Raw genomic sequence first — 16,160 nt, forward strand, 5'->3', positions numbered from 1 at the left:
CGCAGGACCCCTCCCGGCCCTTCGGGCCACCCTCCCCTCAAAGGGGAGGGGGACGCTGGCCATTTTTAGAACGCTTCCGCCGGCAGCGCCATTAGCGTATCTGCACCACTGGATATGCGGGCGAGATGTGCCGACGTCTCGGGCATGATCCGCTCCATGAAGAAGCGCGCCGTCACCACCTTGTTGTCGTAGAAGGGCTGCGAGCCGTTGGCGCCGGTCTTACCTAGCGCGGCCTTGGCCATCTGCGCCCACATGTAGCCCAGCGCCACCAGGCCGAAGAGATGCATGTAGTCGGTCGAGGCGGCACCGGCATTGTCGGGCTTGGCCATGCCGTTCTGCAGCAGCCACATGGTCGCCGCCTGCAGATCGTTGAGGCCTTTCTTCAGCGCCTTGGTGAACGGCGCCAGCTTTTCGTCGGCACGGTTCTCCTCGCAGAATTCGCCGACGTCCTTGAAGAACGCCTGGATGGCGCGGCCGCCGTTCAGGCCGAGCTTGCGGCCGACGAGGTCGAGGGCCTGGATGCCGTTGGCGCCTTCATAGATCATGGCGATGCGGGCATCGCGCACGAACTGGCTCATGCCGTGCTCTTCGATATAGCCGTGGCCACCGAACACCTGTTGCGCCATGACGGCGTGGTCGAAACCCTTGTCGGTGAGCACGCCCTTGATCACCGGCGTCAACAGGCCGGTGTAGTCGTCGGCGGCCTGGCGGTCCTTGTCGTCGGCGGAGCGGTGGGCGATGTCGGACTTGATCGCCGTCCACAGCGCCAGCGCGCGGCCGGCCTCGTTGAAGGCCTTCATGGTCATCAGCGAGCGGCGGATGTCGGGATGGACGATGATCGGATCAGCCTTCTTATCCGGCGCCTTGGCGCCCGAGAGCGAACGGCCCTGTAGCCGGTCCTTGGCGTAGGAGACCGCGTTCTGGTAGGCGATTTCCGACAGCGACAGCCCTTGCAGGCCGACGCCGAGGCGGGCTTCGTTCATCATCGTGAACATCGCCTTCAGGCCGCCATTCTCCTCGCCGAGTAGCGTGCCCTCGGCCTCGTCATAGTTCATGACGCAGGTCGAATTGCCGTGGATGCCCATCTTCTCCTCGATCGAACCGCAGGAGAGCGTGTTCTTCTCGCCCGGATTGCCCGACGCATCGAGCTTGAGCTTCGGCACGATGAACAGCGAGATGCCCTTGACACCTGCCGGCGCACCTTCGATGCGGGCCAGCACCAGATGGACGATGTTTTCCGACATGTCGTGTTCGCCAGCCGAGATGAAGATCTTCTGGCCGGAAATCTTGTAGGTGCCGTTGCCGTTGGGCACCGCCTTGGTGCGCAGCAGGCCGAGATCGGTGCCGCAATGCGGCTCGGTCAGGTTCATGGTGCCGGTCCAGGAACCCTCGACCAGCTTCGGCAGCCAGGTCGCCTTCTGCTCGTCGGTGCCGTGGGTGATGATCGCCGCGATCGCGCCTTGCGTCAGGCCGGGATACATCATCAGCGCCATGTTGGCCGAGACCATGTATTCAGCAACCGCAGTGTGCACCGCATAGGGCAGGCCCTGGCCACCGAATTCTACGGGCGCCGCCAGTCCCATCCAGCCGCCTTCGCGATACTGGTCGTAGGCCTCCTTGAAGCCTTTCGGCGTCGTCACCGAGCCGTCGTCATGCCGCACGCAGCCTTGCATGTCGCCGACGCGGTTCAAGGGATGCATGACGTTTTCAGCGAGCTTGGCGCCCTCGGCGAGGATCGCCTCGACCACATCGGGCGTCGCGTCGGCAAATCCGGGAAGATTGGAATAGCGCTGGTAGCCCAGCACCTCATTGAGCACGAACAGCGTGTCCTGGACGGGAGCCCTGTAGATCGGCATGTGTTTCCTCCACCATGCGGGTCTTTGGCCGCGAGATCAGGTCCCGAAAACGAGGTCGGGGCAGCATGCAGACCAATGTTGAAAGCGAGATAGCAAAAATTGACGTTTGCGTAAACGTCAATTTTATTGCCGCGACAAAATTTCCTTGTGCCAGCCTATCGGCACGAGGTGACAGACACCAGCGGCCCATGGGTTGACCAAGCGAAGAGGGCGGCAAAACGAAAAGAGCCGCGCGGTCGGCCCGCGCGGCTCTTTCAAACGTCTCGGCGGAGCGAGATCAGCTGGCGGCGCTGGCCGGGGCGGTGCGCTCGGACAACATCTGGCGCACGGCCGACATCGAGCCGCTCAGTTCGCTGATCGCGTCGTCGATCAGCGCGCGCTGCTTCTGAAGGCGGGCAAGCTGCTTCTCCGACTTGTCGAGAGCCAGCCGAAGCTGCTTGGTGTTGGATCCCGTCGGTTCGTAGAGATCCATCATCTGCTTGACGTCACGCAGCGAGAACCCGACCTTGCGGCCGAGCAGGATCAGCTTCAGCCGCGCCTTGTCACGACGCGTGTAGAGGCGGGTTGCCCCGTCACGCTTCGGATTGAGCAGGCCCTTGTCTTCATAGAAACGCAGCGTGCGCAGGGTCACGCCGTACTTCTTGGCCATCTGGCCGATGCGCACGAGTTCCTCGCCGGCTTCGACAGACATATTGTTGGTGTTGGCCGCGGCTTCGCCGGGCGAAACAAGTTTCATGGTCACTGGCTTTCCCCTGTAGTGGCGTGGCGGTCTCGGACCTTGCAACGCCTGAGTGGAAGCGGGGGCATGCTTCCAGTCGTGGGTTTCAACGAATTCATCGCAAAAGGCACGAACAGCGCCCCTCTTACGTTTACGTCAATTCTATATCGATAGCCGCCTCATGACGCAAGGGCGTTCTGGGATTGCGAAACCTTATGCCGCACCCCCGGTACCGGGTCCGAACGGACGCTGCCTGTATTTCAGCAATGCCACAACTTCTTAAGCTTGGTTAACGCCTTGTTTACCACGATGGGTGAAATGTGCGCATGTCGGTCATCCGTGTTTATCCTGTAGCGAATTTTTCACGGTTTTTCGGAGCGCGGGCCTGGCCCGGGAAGCTCGTCTTCCGCCGCAGCATAGCCGCGCGGCCGCCTTCGTTCCCGACAGGGACTTTGGGGAAAACTGGCAGCAAGCCGGCCATTCTGAAAAACGGACGCATCGATGAACAGCAAGCGGTCCTATCTCGATACACTCAATGCCGGCAGGCCGCGCAGGCCGAACACCACGCTTGATGAATTGAACCGCTCGCTGGAAACGCTGGAACAGCGGCTGGAGCGCAAGCGCGAGGACGTGGGAGAGCGCTTCGATCCGCGCCGGCCACCGGTCGAGCCGCGCTACGCCGGCGCCCAGCCCTACGCCCCGCCGCGCTGGTATGAGGATCCGCAGCCCACGCCGCGACCGAAAAGCCCGGCGCCAGCCGGCTTCGACCAGAACTATCAGGCGATCGCGCGCGACATCGACCGTGTGCGCGGCCAGGAAGACAGCGTCGCCGTGGTCGGCAAGATCGCAGGCGAATTGCGCGGCCTGCGCGAGGAACTGCGCCATCAGATGACCGCCGGCCTGCAGCGTGAATTCGCCGCGCTGCGCAAGGACATCGAACGGGCGTTCCAGGCGAGCAACCAATCAGGCGGTCAATCAGGCGGCTTGCCCGGCAAGGGCAGCGCCGAACTCGGCCTCGAATTCGAGCGGCTGTCCGGCGCCATCCAGACGCTGGCCGAAAAGAGCGACGACAGAAGCGTCAACATGCTGCGGCTCGAACTCGAGCAGGTAAAGACCGCGCTCGACACGCTGGCGCGCGAGGAGAGCGTGCTGAAGGTCGACCGCCGCTGGGACGATTTCGACCGCCGCTGGAGCGCGTTCGAGGACCGCGTGGACGCCGACCAGCGCAGCCGCGCGGACGGCACCGGATTTTCGGCCCTGACCGATCGGCTCGAGCAGATCAGCAATGCCGTCAACAATCTGCCGGAATCACTATCGCTGCGCTCGATGGAGGAAAAGGTCCGCACGCTTGCCGGCGCCGTCGATCACTTCGTCAGCCAGCAGAACAATCGCGGCGGCGACACGCTTGGCCTGATCGACGAACGGCTTGACGAGATTACGCGCGCCATCGTCGCCTCGACCGTCGCCGCCCAGGCCAATTCCTTCGACCCCGAGCCCTTCGAGCGCATCGAGAAGCGGATCGCCTCGCTGGCGCAGCAGATCGAGGAAGTCGTGCAAGTTCGTCCGAGCGGCGAGGTTCTCGACCGTCTCAGCATGCTGTCGAACCGGGTCGACGACCTCGCCGGCCGTGCCAATCTGCCGGAACAGGCGATGGAGCGCCTCGGCAACCAAATCGCGATGATTGCCGACAAGATCGACCGCGCCCCGGCCATGCCGGACGTCGACTATATTTTCCAGGGCCTGGAACAGCGCTTCGACGTGCTGTCGGGCATGATGGAACGCCGCCAGGGCGACGCCATCGAACAGGGCAACATGCTGTTTCGCGATCTCGAGCGGCGGCTGGACGAGGTCGCCGACCGGCTGGACCAGCGTCAGCCGCAAGCCGACAGCGCCGAAATCATGGACGCCATCGACGCCCGCTTCACCGCGCTTGCCAAGCGCATGGAGACGCGTGTCCCCGATCCTGCCAACGAGGCGGCGATCCGCGGCCTGGAAAGCCGGCTCGAAGACATTTCAAGCCGGCTGGAATCGTCGGCCGCGCAGGTCGCCGGCATCGATCCGGCACTGATCCGCAGTCTCGAGGCTCAGGTCTCCGGCCTGTCGGCGCATCTGTCGAAGCCCGGCACGCCGCTGCCGGAATTCGAGGACATCAGCCCGCGCCTCAACGAAATCGAGAAGTCTCTGGCCGGCACCCGCGAGTCCATCATGGGCGCGGCACGCGAGGCCGCCGAGAGCGCCGTGCGCTCACTGGCCGATTCCAACGCCAACACCGCGGCCGTCACCGGCCTTGCCCAGGACCTGAAGACGCTGGAAGCGCTGACGCGCCGTTCGGACGAGCGCAATTCGCGGACATTCGAGGCCATTCACGACACGCTGCTCAAGATCGTCGATCGCCTGGGCTCGCTGGAAACCAGCGAACCGGTCGAGGCGGTGAGCGAACTTCTGGATACGCCGGCCGAGCCGACGCGGCGGGCCCGCGCTGCCCGCGCCTCCAAGATCGCGGTGCAGGACGCGCCGTCGATGGATATCGACCAGCCGCTGCCCCTGACCGGAGACATGGCCGACCTCGACGGCCGCGCCGCCGCGATCATGCGCAACGAACCCGATATGCGCGCCGAACCTGACATGCGCAGCGAGCCGGTACGCCGCTCGCCGGCAGAGGCTGCCGCGGCCGCTGCCCAGGCAGCGCTCGGTTCCGATACGATTGCCGAGAAAGGCGAAGGCACGGCCAAGAAGTCGCTTTTCGGCGGATTGGCGCGCGCCTTCAGGGGCAAGAAGCAGGCTGACATGCCGCCGCTTGCCGGTTCGGCGCCCAATGCCGACATGCCGAGCGTCGATCTCGATGAACCGCTCGACCCCAAGTTCGCCAACCGGCCGCTGGAGCCGGGCTCCGGCGCGCCCGACCTCAACGCCATCATGAAGCGCGTGCGCGATGAGCGCGGCCCGCCGGCGCGCCAAAACACCGGCGACGCTTCGAAATCCGACTTCATCGCTGCGGCTCGGCGCGCCGCGCAGGCCGCGGCCGCCGAGGCCGACGCCCTAAAACGCCAGTCCACCATGAAGGGTCCGGTGAAAGCGCTGCGGATCGGCGACCTGCTTAAGGCGCGGCGCAAGCCGATCCTGATGGGAGCGATCGCGATCATGCTGGCGCTGGCCGGCCTGCAGCTGGGCAAGGCCTTCTTCGCCGACCCGGTCGAGGTCGCAAGCAACGATACCGCGCCGATTGTCGCATCGCAGCCGGTCGAGACCGCCTCGGTCAACGCTCCCAGCCAACCCAAGGCAGACACGCCGGCAACGGTGCAGGATGCACCAGCCCGGATGGTCAGGCAGGCGGAGCCATCGCAGCCGCCGGCCAAGGATGACGCGCCGATCGAGGCTGCTTCGACAAGTTCTGTTGGCGCTGACGTGCCAGCAGCCGAATCCACGCCAGCACCAATGGCTTTGGCCGATCCGGCCCCGGCGCCAGACCCAACATTGCCGACGACCGCCACTGCGGAACCGGCGGCTGACGCGCAACCTGCGGCCGCTGTCGTGGCGCCATCGGCATCGGATACGACCGGCGCCGTTCCGCCTGCTGACACCGCGGCAACGCCTGTCGTCGCCAAGATCGACGTTCCGGCCGATGCCGGCCCGCAAGCCTTACGCGACGCGGCCGCCGGCGGCGACGCCAAGGCGCTGTTCGAGCTCGGTTCGCGCTATGCCGAATCGCGCGGCGTCAAAGAAGACATGGCGGCAGCCGCCAAATGGTACGAAAAGTCGGCCGAACTCGGCTTCGCGCCGGCCGAGTACCGCATCGGCAATTTCTACGAAAAGGGTATCGGCGTCACGCGCGACATCAAGAAGGCAAAGACCTTCTACCAGCTCGCCGCCGCGCAAGGTAACGCCAGCGCCATGCACAACCTCGCCGTGCTCTTTGCCATGGCCGCGGACGGCGTGACCGACAATGAATCGGCCGCGCACTGGTTCCAGGCGGCGGCCGATGTCGGCGTCAAGGACAGCCAGTTCAATCTCGGCATCCTGGCGGCCAAGGGCGTCGGCATGAAGCAGAGCCTGGAGGAATCCTACAAATGGTTCGCACTCGTCGCCAAGACCGGCGACAAGGATGCGGAGGCCAAGCGCGACGAAGTCGCCAGTGCGCTGCGGCCCGAACAGCTCGAGCGGGCGCGCGCCGCCACCGAACTGTGGAAGCCGAAGCCGCTCGACCCGGCGTCCAACTCGGCCGACATTCCTGAATCCTGGCAGGAAGGCACGCCGCAGACGACCGCCAGCGTCGACATGAAGAAGGCGGTCAAGAACATCCAGCTGATCCTCAACAAAAACGGCTACGATGCCGGCGGCGCCGATGGCGTGATGGGCGGTAAGACCAAGACCGCGATCATGGCTTTCCAGACCGACAACAAGATGCAGGCGACCGGCGAAATCGACGAAAAGCTGGTGAAGGCGCTGCTGGCGCACAAATAACGGCAGATGCGTCGCTAACGCGACGCCCTTGCCACACATTTGCCTGTTAACTGATTGAGATGTTTTTTGTTTCGGCAGGGCGGCGGGGTTTGACCCGACCGCCCCGTCGGCGCAAGGAAAAATTGGCTTTTCGGTGCGACAATGCCCGCGAAGGGCTGCAATCGCCGACAGGCAAACTGATCGAGACTGACGGGTGGGCATCTATCTCCCGATCGCGGAAATTTCCGTCAACGTCTTCGTCCTGCTGGCGATGGGCGCGGCTGTGGGTTTCCTGTCGGGCATGTTCGGGGTCGGCGGCGGTTTTCTGATCACGCCGCTCCTGATCTTCTACAACATCCCGCCGGCGATCGCGGTCGCCACCGGCGCCAACCAGGTCATCGCCTCCTCCTTCTCCGGCGCGCTGTCGCACATGAAGCGCGGCACGCTCGACTTCAAGCTCGGCGGGGTGCTGTTGGCCGGCGGCATTGTCGGCTCGACCGGCGGTATCTTCGTCTTTGCCTTCCTGCGCCGGCTCGGCCAGCTCGATTTGTTCATTTCGCTGCTCTACGTCGTGCTGCTCGGCACGGTGGGCGGACTGATGCTGGTCGAAAGCGTCAATGCGCTGCGCGCAACGCGCAGCGGTGCTGCCCCGGTGTTGAAGAAGTCCGGCCAGCACAACTGGATCCACCGGCTGCCGCTGAAGATGCGCTTCAGGGCCTCGAAACTGTTCGTCAGCGTCATTCCGGTGCTGGGGCTCGGTGCGGGTATCGGCTTCCTGTCGTCAATCATGGGTGTCGGCGGCGGCTTCATCATGGTGCCGGCGCTGATCTACCTGCTGAAAGTGCCGACCAACGTAGTCATCGGCACCTCGCTGTTCCAGATCATCTTCACCTCGGCCTACACCACGCTGGTGCACGCCACCACCAACCAGACGGTCGACGTCATGCTTGCCTTCCTGCTGATGGCGGGCGGCGTCGCCGGCGCGCAATATGGCGCCAAGGCAGGCCAGAAGCTGCGCGGCGAACAGCTCAGGGCGCTGCTGGCGCTGCTGGTGCTGGCGGTCGCGATCCGGCTGGCCATCGATCTCTTTGTCACGCCGCCAAACCTCTATTCGCTGACCGCGGCAGGCCTGAACTGATGCGGGAATGGAGGATTTTTTCGGCCGCCGCTTTGCTTTTCGCTCTCGCCCTGCCGGCGACAGCACAGGCGCCGAACCCGCTGCCGGAAGGCATCCAGATCGGTCTCTCCACCGACGCCGTGTCGATCACGGCCGGTTTTTCCGGCGCCGACCTGACCATTTTCGGTTCGCTGGAAAACCCCGATCCGCTGGTCGCGCGGCAGGGGCGCTATGACGTCATCGTCGTGCTCGAAGGGCCGCCCCGCCCTGTGGTTGTGCGCCGCAAGGACCGGGTGCTCGGCGTCTGGGTCAATCTGGAATCCGAAACCTTCGAGAATGTTCCGGTGTCCTATTCCGTCGCCACGACGCGGCCGCTGCAGGACATCACCGAACCCAACAGCTACAAGCAGCTGTCGCTCGGCCCTTCCAACCTTTACATGAAGCCGGCCGACGCCACCGACAATCCGGCGACGATTGAGGAATTCACCATGGCGCTGCGCGAGCGCAAGGCGGCGACCGGCCTCTACAGCGAGAATGTCGGCGGCGTGCAATTCCTATCGCAGAACCTATTCCGCGCCACGGTGCGGCTGGCGCCGAATGTCCCGGTTGGAACGCATAAAGCCCGCGCGTTCCTGTTCAAGAGCGGCCTGTTCCTCAAGGAAAGCTCGGCCCAGCTCGAAATCCGCAAGTCGGGTTTCGAACAGTCGATCTTCCGCGTCGCGCACGACTATTCCTTCCTTTATGGCGTCTTCGCCGTATCGCTGGCCATGATTACCGGCTGGCTGGGCAGGCTGATCTTCCGCAAGGATTGACGCCTGGAAGCTCATTTTACCGGAAAACAGGGTTCCCCTTTTCGCGTTTATGCGATAGATCGCCGCCTCCCAACCCTCGGGCAAATACGCACAATCAATTCGGCAAGCGGTCCGGACATCCGGATGGTAGTGCTTTTCAGCGCCGGCCACCGCGACCCAATGACAGGAGGCTGCAATGCATCAGGCATTTGGCGGCATCGATTTCGGCACGTCCAATTCCACGGTGGGCGTGATCCGGAACGGCCAGGCACGACTGGTGGCGCTGGAAGGGGAACAGCCGACATTGCCCAGCGCTGTGTTCTTCAACTTCGAGGACGGCCACACCTATTTCGGCCGCCGCGCCATCGCCGACTACACCGACGCCATCGAAGGCCGGCTGATGCGGTCGCTGAAGAGCGTGCTCGGCAGTTCGCTGGCGCATGAGAAGACGCGCATCAAGGCGCGCCAGATCGGCTTCATCGACATTGTCGGCATGTTCGTCGGCCATCTGAAGAAGCGGCTCGAGGAAGATGCCGGCGCTCCAGTGGAGAGCGTCGTACTCGGCCGACCCGTGCAGTTCGTCGACGATGATGCGGAAGCCGATGCCAAGGCGCAAGGCGAGCTTGAAAAGGCAGCGCGCGCGCAAGGCTTCAAGCACATCGCCTTCCAGTTCGAACCGATCGCCGCTGCACTCGATTACGAACAGGGTGTGGCACGTGAGGAGCTGGCGCTGATCGTCGACATGGGTGGCGGCACGTCCGACTTCTCGATCGTGCGGGTTTCGCCGCAGCGCGCCCGCTCAGGCGATCGCAAGGACGATATCCTGGCCAACCGCGGGGTCCACATAGGCGGCACCGATTTCGACCGGCTGCTCAGCATCGCCCATGTCATGCCCAAGCTCGGCTATCTCTCACCGACGAAAGACGGCAAGCGCAACCTGCCGGCGAGCTACTTCATCGATCTGGCGACGTGGCAGCGCATCAACCTGGTCTACACCGCCAAGGCGATGACGGACCTCAGGCAGATCCGCTTCGAGGCCAAGCGCGCCGACCTGGTCGAGCGCTTCATCCACATTGTCGAGCATCGCTACGGCCATGCGCTGGCCGGGCTGGTCGAACGAGCCAAGATCGCACTGACAGATCAGGCTTCGGCTGATGTGACGGTGGCACTGCCCGGAGTGCATTTTGCCGCCGAAATCACGCGCACGGGTCTGGAAGAGACTGTCGCCGCCGACATCGAACGGGTGTCCGCGACGGTGCGGCAGACGATCACTGACGCAGGCGTGAAAGCGTCCGACATCACCGCCGTGTTCCTCACCGGCGGCTCGACCGCGATCCCGCTGGCGCGGCGAGAAATCCTGTCGCTTGTGCCACAGGCAGCCGTGATCGAGGGCGACATGTTCGGCTCGGTCGGGCTTGGCCTGGCGCTGGATGCAAAGCGGAAGTTCAGCTAATCGCCTTAACCGTGGTCTGCCGAGGCGCCGAGATGCGCCTTGAGCGCCATTTGCGCCAGGCTTGCCTGGCGGTCGCGATGGGTGATCATGGCAAAGTCGCGCTTCGGCAGTTCGAGCGGCACGGAACGCAGGCTGCCCTCGGCCACGGCGCGTCCGACGACGAGGTCCGAGATGATGGTGGCGCCGGCGCCGGCCTCGACCGCCTGGCGAACCGCTTCATTGCTCGGCAGCACCAGAAATATCTGCAGGTCGGCGAGCGATATCCCCTCGCGGCGGGCCAGATCCTCCAGCACCTCACGCGTGCCCGAACCGCCCTCGCGAATTATCCAGCGCAGCCCCCTGATGTCGGGGCGGCCCGGCGCGATTTCGACGATCTCGGGATGCGAGGCGGCGACGACCAGCATCAGTCTGTCGACGTCGACCTTGGTGCGGCGGAGGATGTCGGATTCGGTGCGCCCCTCGACCAGGCCGAGATCGGCGGTGCCGTCCAGCACATTGGCCTCGACCTGCCTGGTGTTGCCGATGCTGACGCTTAAGCGCACCGCCGGGTAGGCCTCGTGGAAGGACGCCAGCCGGCGCGGCAGCCAGTAGCTGGCGATGGTCAGGCTGGCGGCGATCGACAGGCTGCCGGCGACCGTCTGCGAGACATGCTCCAGCACGTTGCGGGCGGCGGCCGCGCGCTCCAGCACCGCCTTGGCCTCCGGCAGGAAGCGGTGGCCGGTCTGGGCCAGCTCGATGTTGCGGCCGACCCGGTTGAACAGATGAACGCCGTGCTGCTCTTCGAGGGCGCGGATGGCCGCCGAGGCGGCCGACTGGGAAATGCCCAAAAGCTCTGCCGCCTTGGTCATGTGACCGCGCTCGGCGACGGCGACGAAAATGCGCAACTGATCCAGGGTCATGCGCGCATTAAGAACCAATTTCGATCGAATTTACAAGAACAACTGATTAGACAGATCGATAGCTTTATTCTACTTTTTCAACCGAAGTTAGAAGAAATTCGCCAACAGATCGCAGCCAACAAAATGATCGGGCGGTTCAGATCCCTGCTTGCGCATTGGACCCGTGGCCTCAGGCGGCGGCTGGCCGGCGACCGCTATCACCCTGAAGAGCACTATATGCGTGGCCCCGGACCGAAGACGCGGGCCAAATTCTCAGGTAGCAAAAGCACGCCTGGCCGATGAACCACGGAGCGCCGCGCGGGGCCAATTCCGCACCGTCGCAACGGCCGCTTGCCGATACGCGCGCCCCGGATGAAGGCGACGGCGTCGACACCTCGCCCGATGTCTCCGACAGCATCGCCAAGACCACCTGCTATATGTGCGCCTGCCGCTGCGGCATCGACGTCCATATCAAGGACGGCAAGGTGCGCTACATCAACGGCAACAAGGACCATCCGGTCAATCGCGGCGTGATCTGCGGCAAAGGCAGTTCGGGGATCATGCAGCATTACAGCCCGGCGCGGCTGAAGAAGCCGCTACTGCGAACAGGCCAACGCGGCTCGGGAGAATTCCGCGAGATCGAGTGGGAAGAAGCCTTTACGATCGCGACTGAACGACTTTCCAACATACGCCGCACCGATCCGAAGAAGCTCGCCTTCTTCACCGGGCGCGACCAGTCGCAGTCGCTGACCGGCTGGTGGGCGAGCCAGTTCGGCACGCCGAACTTCGCCGCCCATGGCGGGTTCTGCTCGGTCAATATGGCCGCCGGCGGCCTCTACACGATCGGCGGCTCGTTCTGGGAGTTCGGCGAGCCGGACTGGGACAACACCAAATACTTCATGCTGTTCGGTGTCGCCGAGGACCACGATTCAAACCCGATCAAGATCGGGCTCGGCAAGCTCAAGGCGCGCGGCGCCAAGGTGGTGTCGATCAACCCTTGCCGCACCGGCTACAACGCCATTGCCGATGACTGGATCGGGATCAGGCCCGGTACGGACGGGCTGTTCGTGTTTGCTCTCATCCATGAACTGCTGAAAGCCGGCCGCGTCGATCTCGATTATTTGCTCCGCTACACCAACGCTCATGTTCTGGTCATCCAGGAGCCGGGCGCGGCCGATGACGGGCTTTTCCTGCGCGACAGCGACGGCAATCCACTGGCCTGGGACCGACTGGCGAAGGTCTCCATCAACGCCGCCGATCCAGATGCAAAGCCGGCGCTGACCGGCAGCTACACCGTCGCCGGCCGCCGCTGTGTGCCGGTGTTCCAGCTCATCGCCGATCGCTACATGGACGACAGCTACGCGCCTGACGCGGTCGCGGCGCAGTGCGGGATTCCGGCCGACACGATCCGACGGATCGCCGCCGAACTCGCGCATGTCGCCTTCGAACAGACGATAGAACTGTCGATAGCCTGGACCGATTGGGCCGGGCGTCGGCACGAGACGATCAAGGGACGGCCGGTGTCGATGCATGCCATGCGCGGCATCTCGGCCCATTCCAACGGTTTTCACTCCTGCCGCGCCGTCCATCTGCTGCAGGTGCTGCTGGGCACAATCGACGTGCCCGGCGGTTTCCGTTTCAAGCCACCCTACCCCCGTTCGGCGCCGCCAGGACCGAAGCCGGCCGGCAAAGGCGTAAAGCCGATGACGCCGCTGGACGGCGTGCCGCTCGGCTTCGTCTGTGGGCCGGATGACCTGCTGGTCGATGAGGCCGGCACGCCGCTTCGCATCGACAAGGCCTATTCCTGGGACACGCCGCTGGCCGCGCACGGGCTGATGCACACGGTCATCCGCAACGCATGGGCCGGTGACCCGTACCCGATCGACACGCTGATGATGTACATGTCGAACATGGCGTGGAATTCCTCGATGAACACCGTCGAGACCATTGCCATGCTGACCGACCATGACGAGGCGGGCAACTACAAGATCCCCTTCATCATCTATTCCGACGCCTATTATTCGGAGACGGTGCCGTTCGCCGACCTGGTGCTGCCCGACACCACCTATCTCGAACGGCATGACTGTATCAGCCTGCTCGACCGGCCGATCAGCCATGCCGACGGACCGGGCGACGCCATCCGCCATCCCGTGGTCGAGCCCGACCGCGATGTCAGGCCGTTCCAGTCGGTGCTGATCGAACTCGGCGCGCGCCTCGGCCTGCCCTGCTTCGTCAATGATGACGGGTCCGCGAAATATCACGACTATGCCGACTACATCGTCAATCACGAGCGCACGCCGGGCATCGGCCCACTCGCCGGCTGGCGCGGCAAGGACGGCACGTCTGTCGGCAAGGGCGAAGTCAATCCGGACCAGCTGCAGCGCTACATCGACAATGGCGGCTTCTGGCACCAGGATTTTGCCGCCGACCAGCGCTATTACAAGATGGCCAACCGCTCCTATCTCGACTTCGCGGAGCAGCTGGGGTTCATTCCTAAGGCCGAGCCGATCGTGTTCCAGCTCTATTCCGAGCCGATGCAGCGCTTTCGCCTCGCCGCGCGAGGCCATGGTCGCGTGCAGCCGCCGGAAGCCGAGCGCGGCCGTATCGAGACCTATATGGACCCGCTGCCGTTCTGGTTTACGCCGTTCGAAGAGGCCGCCGTCGATCTCGAAAAATATCCGCTGCATGCGCTGACGCAGCGGCCAATGCACATGTATCATTCCTGGGGTTCGCAGAATGCGTGGCTGCGGCAAATCACCAGCCAGAACGGGCTGTTCGTGCATCACAGAAAAGCGGCTGACCTCGGCCTTGTCGACGACGACTGGGTGTGGATCGAAAGCATCAACGGCCGCGTGAAGGGGCAGATCAAGCTGGTCGACGGGGTCAATGCGGATACGGTGTGGACCTGGAACGCCATCGGCAAACGGCGCGGCAGCTGGGGGCTGAAGGATGACGCCGCCGAGAGCAATCGCGGCTTCCTGCTCAACCACATTATCGGCGACCAGACCTCGGTCGATGCCAACGGCAAGCGCTATTCGAATTCCGATCCGGTGACCGGACAGGCGGCGTGGTTCGATTTGCGGGTGCGCATCGTCAAATGCGCGGCCGGGGAAGCCGGCTTCACCGAGCCGCAATTCGAGCGCTTCAGCCAGCCGCCAAATGTCGCGCCATCGCCCGACATCCTTCGCTACGGCGCCGAATTCCGCGTCAACAGGGAAGCCGTGGAATGACCTGCCTTCCCGCCCATACGGACAAGAAGCTGGGGCTGGTCATCGACCTCGACACCTGCGTCGGCTGCCAGGCCTGCGTCACCGCCTGCAAGGAGTGGAACACCGGCGGCCACATGGCGCCGCTGACCGACATCCACCCCTATGGCGGCGATGTCGACGGCGTCTGGTTCAACCGCGTGCACAGCTACGAGCACACGACGGAGGCGGGCGGGCGCACCGTCAACTTCCCACGCTCCTGCCTGCATTGTGAGACGCCCGCCTGCGTCACCGTCTGCCCGACCGGCGCCTCCTACAAGCGGGCATCGGACGGCATCGTGCTGATCGACGAAAGCAAATGCATCGGCTGCAAACTGTGCAGCTGGGCCTGTCCCTACGGCGCGCGCGAATTCGACACCGATGTCGGCGTGATGAAGAAATGCACGCTCTGCGTCGACCGCATCTACAACGACAATCTGGCCGAGGAAGACCGCGTGCCGGCCTGTGTCGCCGCCTGCCCGACCAGCGCCCGGCATTTCGGAGATCTCGGCGATCCCCTATCGGCGGTGTCGCAACTGGTGGCGGAGCGCGGCGGCGTCGACCTGATGCCGGAGATGGACTACAAGCCGACCAACAAATATCTGCCGCCGCGCGCCCACACCGAGCGTGCCGCATCGGTGCCGGCGCAAAGGCTCGAGCCGGTCAAGGCCGAGGGCGGTTTCCTCGGCTGGGTCGACCGCATGCTTTCGAACTGACATCCATGCATCCTGCCCTCTCGGTCGTTTTCTTCACCACTGCCACAGGCGCCGGTTACGGCCTGCTGGCGCTGCTTGGCGTGCTTGGCGGACCAGGGTTCATCCCGGCCGATTTCTGGCTCGGCCTCATCGGCATGGGGCTGGCGCTCGGCCTGATCGCCGCCGGTCTGTTGTCGTCGACCGGCCATCTCGGCCGGCCCGAACGGGCCTGGCGCGCCTTCTCGCAATGGCGCAGTTCCTGGCTGTCGCGCGAAGGCGTGGCGTCGGTCGCGACCTTCATTCCGGCCGGGCTGTTCGGCCTTGGCTGGGTGGTCTTCGGCCGCACCGGCGGCTGGGTGGCTATTGCGGGCTTGCTAGCGGCCGTCGGCGCGGTCGTCACTGTCTGCACCACCGGCATGATCTATGTGTCGCTGAAGCCGATCGCGCAGTGGCACAGCCGCTACACGCTGCCCGGCTACCTCATCTTCTCAGTGATGACCGGCAGCGTGCTGCTCAACGCGCTGCTGCAGAGTTTTTCGGTCGGATCGAATGCACTTCAGTTAGCCGCCCTGCTGCTGACTTTGCTCGGCTGGGGCTGGAAGCTGGCGACCTGGCGATACAATGATGCGCTGGAGATCGCGACCACCGCCAACACGGCAACCGGGCTTGCCGGCGGCACGGTGCGCTCGCTGGAGTGGCCGCATACCGAAGAGAACTATCTGCTCAAAGAGATGGGCTTTCGTATCGCCCGCAAGCATGGCGCCAAGCTGCGGCGGATTACCCAGGTGCTGGCTTTCGCCTTCCCTGCCCTGATGCTCGCTGTTCTATTCGCTTTGTCCTGGCCGGTCGCGGCAGTCCTGTCGGTCCTTGCGGCAATCGTCCAGTTCGCCGGCATGTTGGTCGAACGTTGGCTGTTCTTCGCCGAGGCCAAGCACACCGTCACCCTTTATTACGGCCGGTAGAGCGC

At 64.3% G+C, this 16,160-nt stretch carries 10 protein-coding genes; 7 read left to right on the top strand and 3 right to left on the bottom strand.

Annotated elements, in window-relative coordinates:
* Positions 1-65 precede the first annotated feature (65 nt).
* On the bottom strand, positions 66-1,856 hold the full coding sequence (locus AC04SH_RS08365) for an acyl-CoA dehydrogenase (RefSeq protein ID WP_488574667.1): 1,791 nt from the start codon (positions 1,854-1,856) through the stop codon (positions 66-68).
* A gap of 277 nt (positions 1,857-2,133) precedes the next feature.
* The gene (locus AC04SH_RS08370) at positions 2,134-2,592 is read right to left on the bottom strand and encodes a MerR family transcriptional regulator (protein WP_488574904.1); all 459 of its coding nucleotides are present in this window, start codon (positions 2,590-2,592) and stop codon (positions 2,134-2,136) included.
* A 483-nt stretch (positions 2,593-3,075) separates the two neighbouring features.
* Here AC04SH_RS08370 and AC04SH_RS08375 point away from each other — a divergent pair, with 483 nt between their 5' ends.
* The 4 genes from AC04SH_RS08375 (at position 3,076) to AC04SH_RS08390 (ending at position 10,375) form a co-directional block, all read left to right on the top strand.
* A complete protein-coding gene (locus AC04SH_RS08375) occupies positions 3,076-7,035 on the top strand; it encodes a peptidoglycan-binding protein (protein ID WP_488574668.1) in 3,960 nt (1,319 codons plus the stop codon).
* 193 nt (positions 7,036-7,228) lie between these two features.
* The gene (locus tag AC04SH_RS08380; RefSeq protein ID WP_023669608.1) at positions 7,229-8,152 is read left to right on the top strand and encodes a sulfite exporter TauE/SafE family protein; all 924 of its coding nucleotides are present in this window, start codon (positions 7,229-7,231) and stop codon (positions 8,150-8,152) included.
* Complete coding sequence (locus AC04SH_RS08385; RefSeq protein WP_488574669.1) at positions 8,152-8,943, top strand: TIGR02186 family protein; 792 nt, start codon at positions 8,152-8,154, stop codon at positions 8,941-8,943. Before AC04SH_RS08380 ends, AC04SH_RS08385 begins: the two co-directional genes overlap by 1 nt.
* 175 nt (positions 8,944-9,118) lie before the next feature.
* Positions 9,119-10,375 (top strand): Hsp70 family protein, encoded by a 1,257-nt coding sequence (locus AC04SH_RS08390; RefSeq protein ID WP_488574670.1) that lies wholly within the window; start codon positions 9,119-9,121, stop codon positions 10,373-10,375.
* 5 nt (positions 10,376-10,380) lie between these two features.
* Here the strand turns inward: AC04SH_RS08390 and AC04SH_RS08395 are convergent, their stop codons facing one another.
* Entirely contained in the window at positions 10,381-11,274 is an 894-nt protein-coding gene (locus tag AC04SH_RS08395; protein WP_488574671.1) for a LysR substrate-binding domain-containing protein, read from the bottom strand.
* 278 nt (positions 11,275-11,552) lie between these two features.
* Here AC04SH_RS08395 and AC04SH_RS08400 point away from each other — a divergent pair, with 278 nt between their 5' ends.
* The 3 genes from AC04SH_RS08400 to AC04SH_RS08410 are packed head-to-tail and all read left to right on the top strand — an operon-like array spanning position 11,553 to position 16,155.
* Positions 11,553-14,483 (top strand): molybdopterin oxidoreductase family protein, encoded by a 2,931-nt coding sequence (locus AC04SH_RS08400; protein ID WP_488574672.1) that lies wholly within the window; start codon positions 11,553-11,555, stop codon positions 14,481-14,483.
* Entirely contained in the window at positions 14,480-15,214 is a 735-nt protein-coding gene (locus AC04SH_RS08405) for a 4Fe-4S dicluster domain-containing protein (RefSeq protein WP_488574673.1), read from the top strand. Before AC04SH_RS08400 ends, AC04SH_RS08405 begins: the two co-directional genes overlap by 4 nt.
* A 5-nt stretch (positions 15,215-15,219) precedes the next feature.
* On the top strand, positions 15,220-16,155 hold the full coding sequence (locus AC04SH_RS08410; protein WP_488574674.1) for a dimethyl sulfoxide reductase anchor subunit family protein: 936 nt from the start codon (positions 15,220-15,222) through the stop codon (positions 16,153-16,155).
* Positions 16,156-16,160: the final 5 nt, after the last annotated feature.

The sequence above is a fragment of the Mesorhizobium sp. CNPSo 4688 genome, from assembly GCF_057784295.1.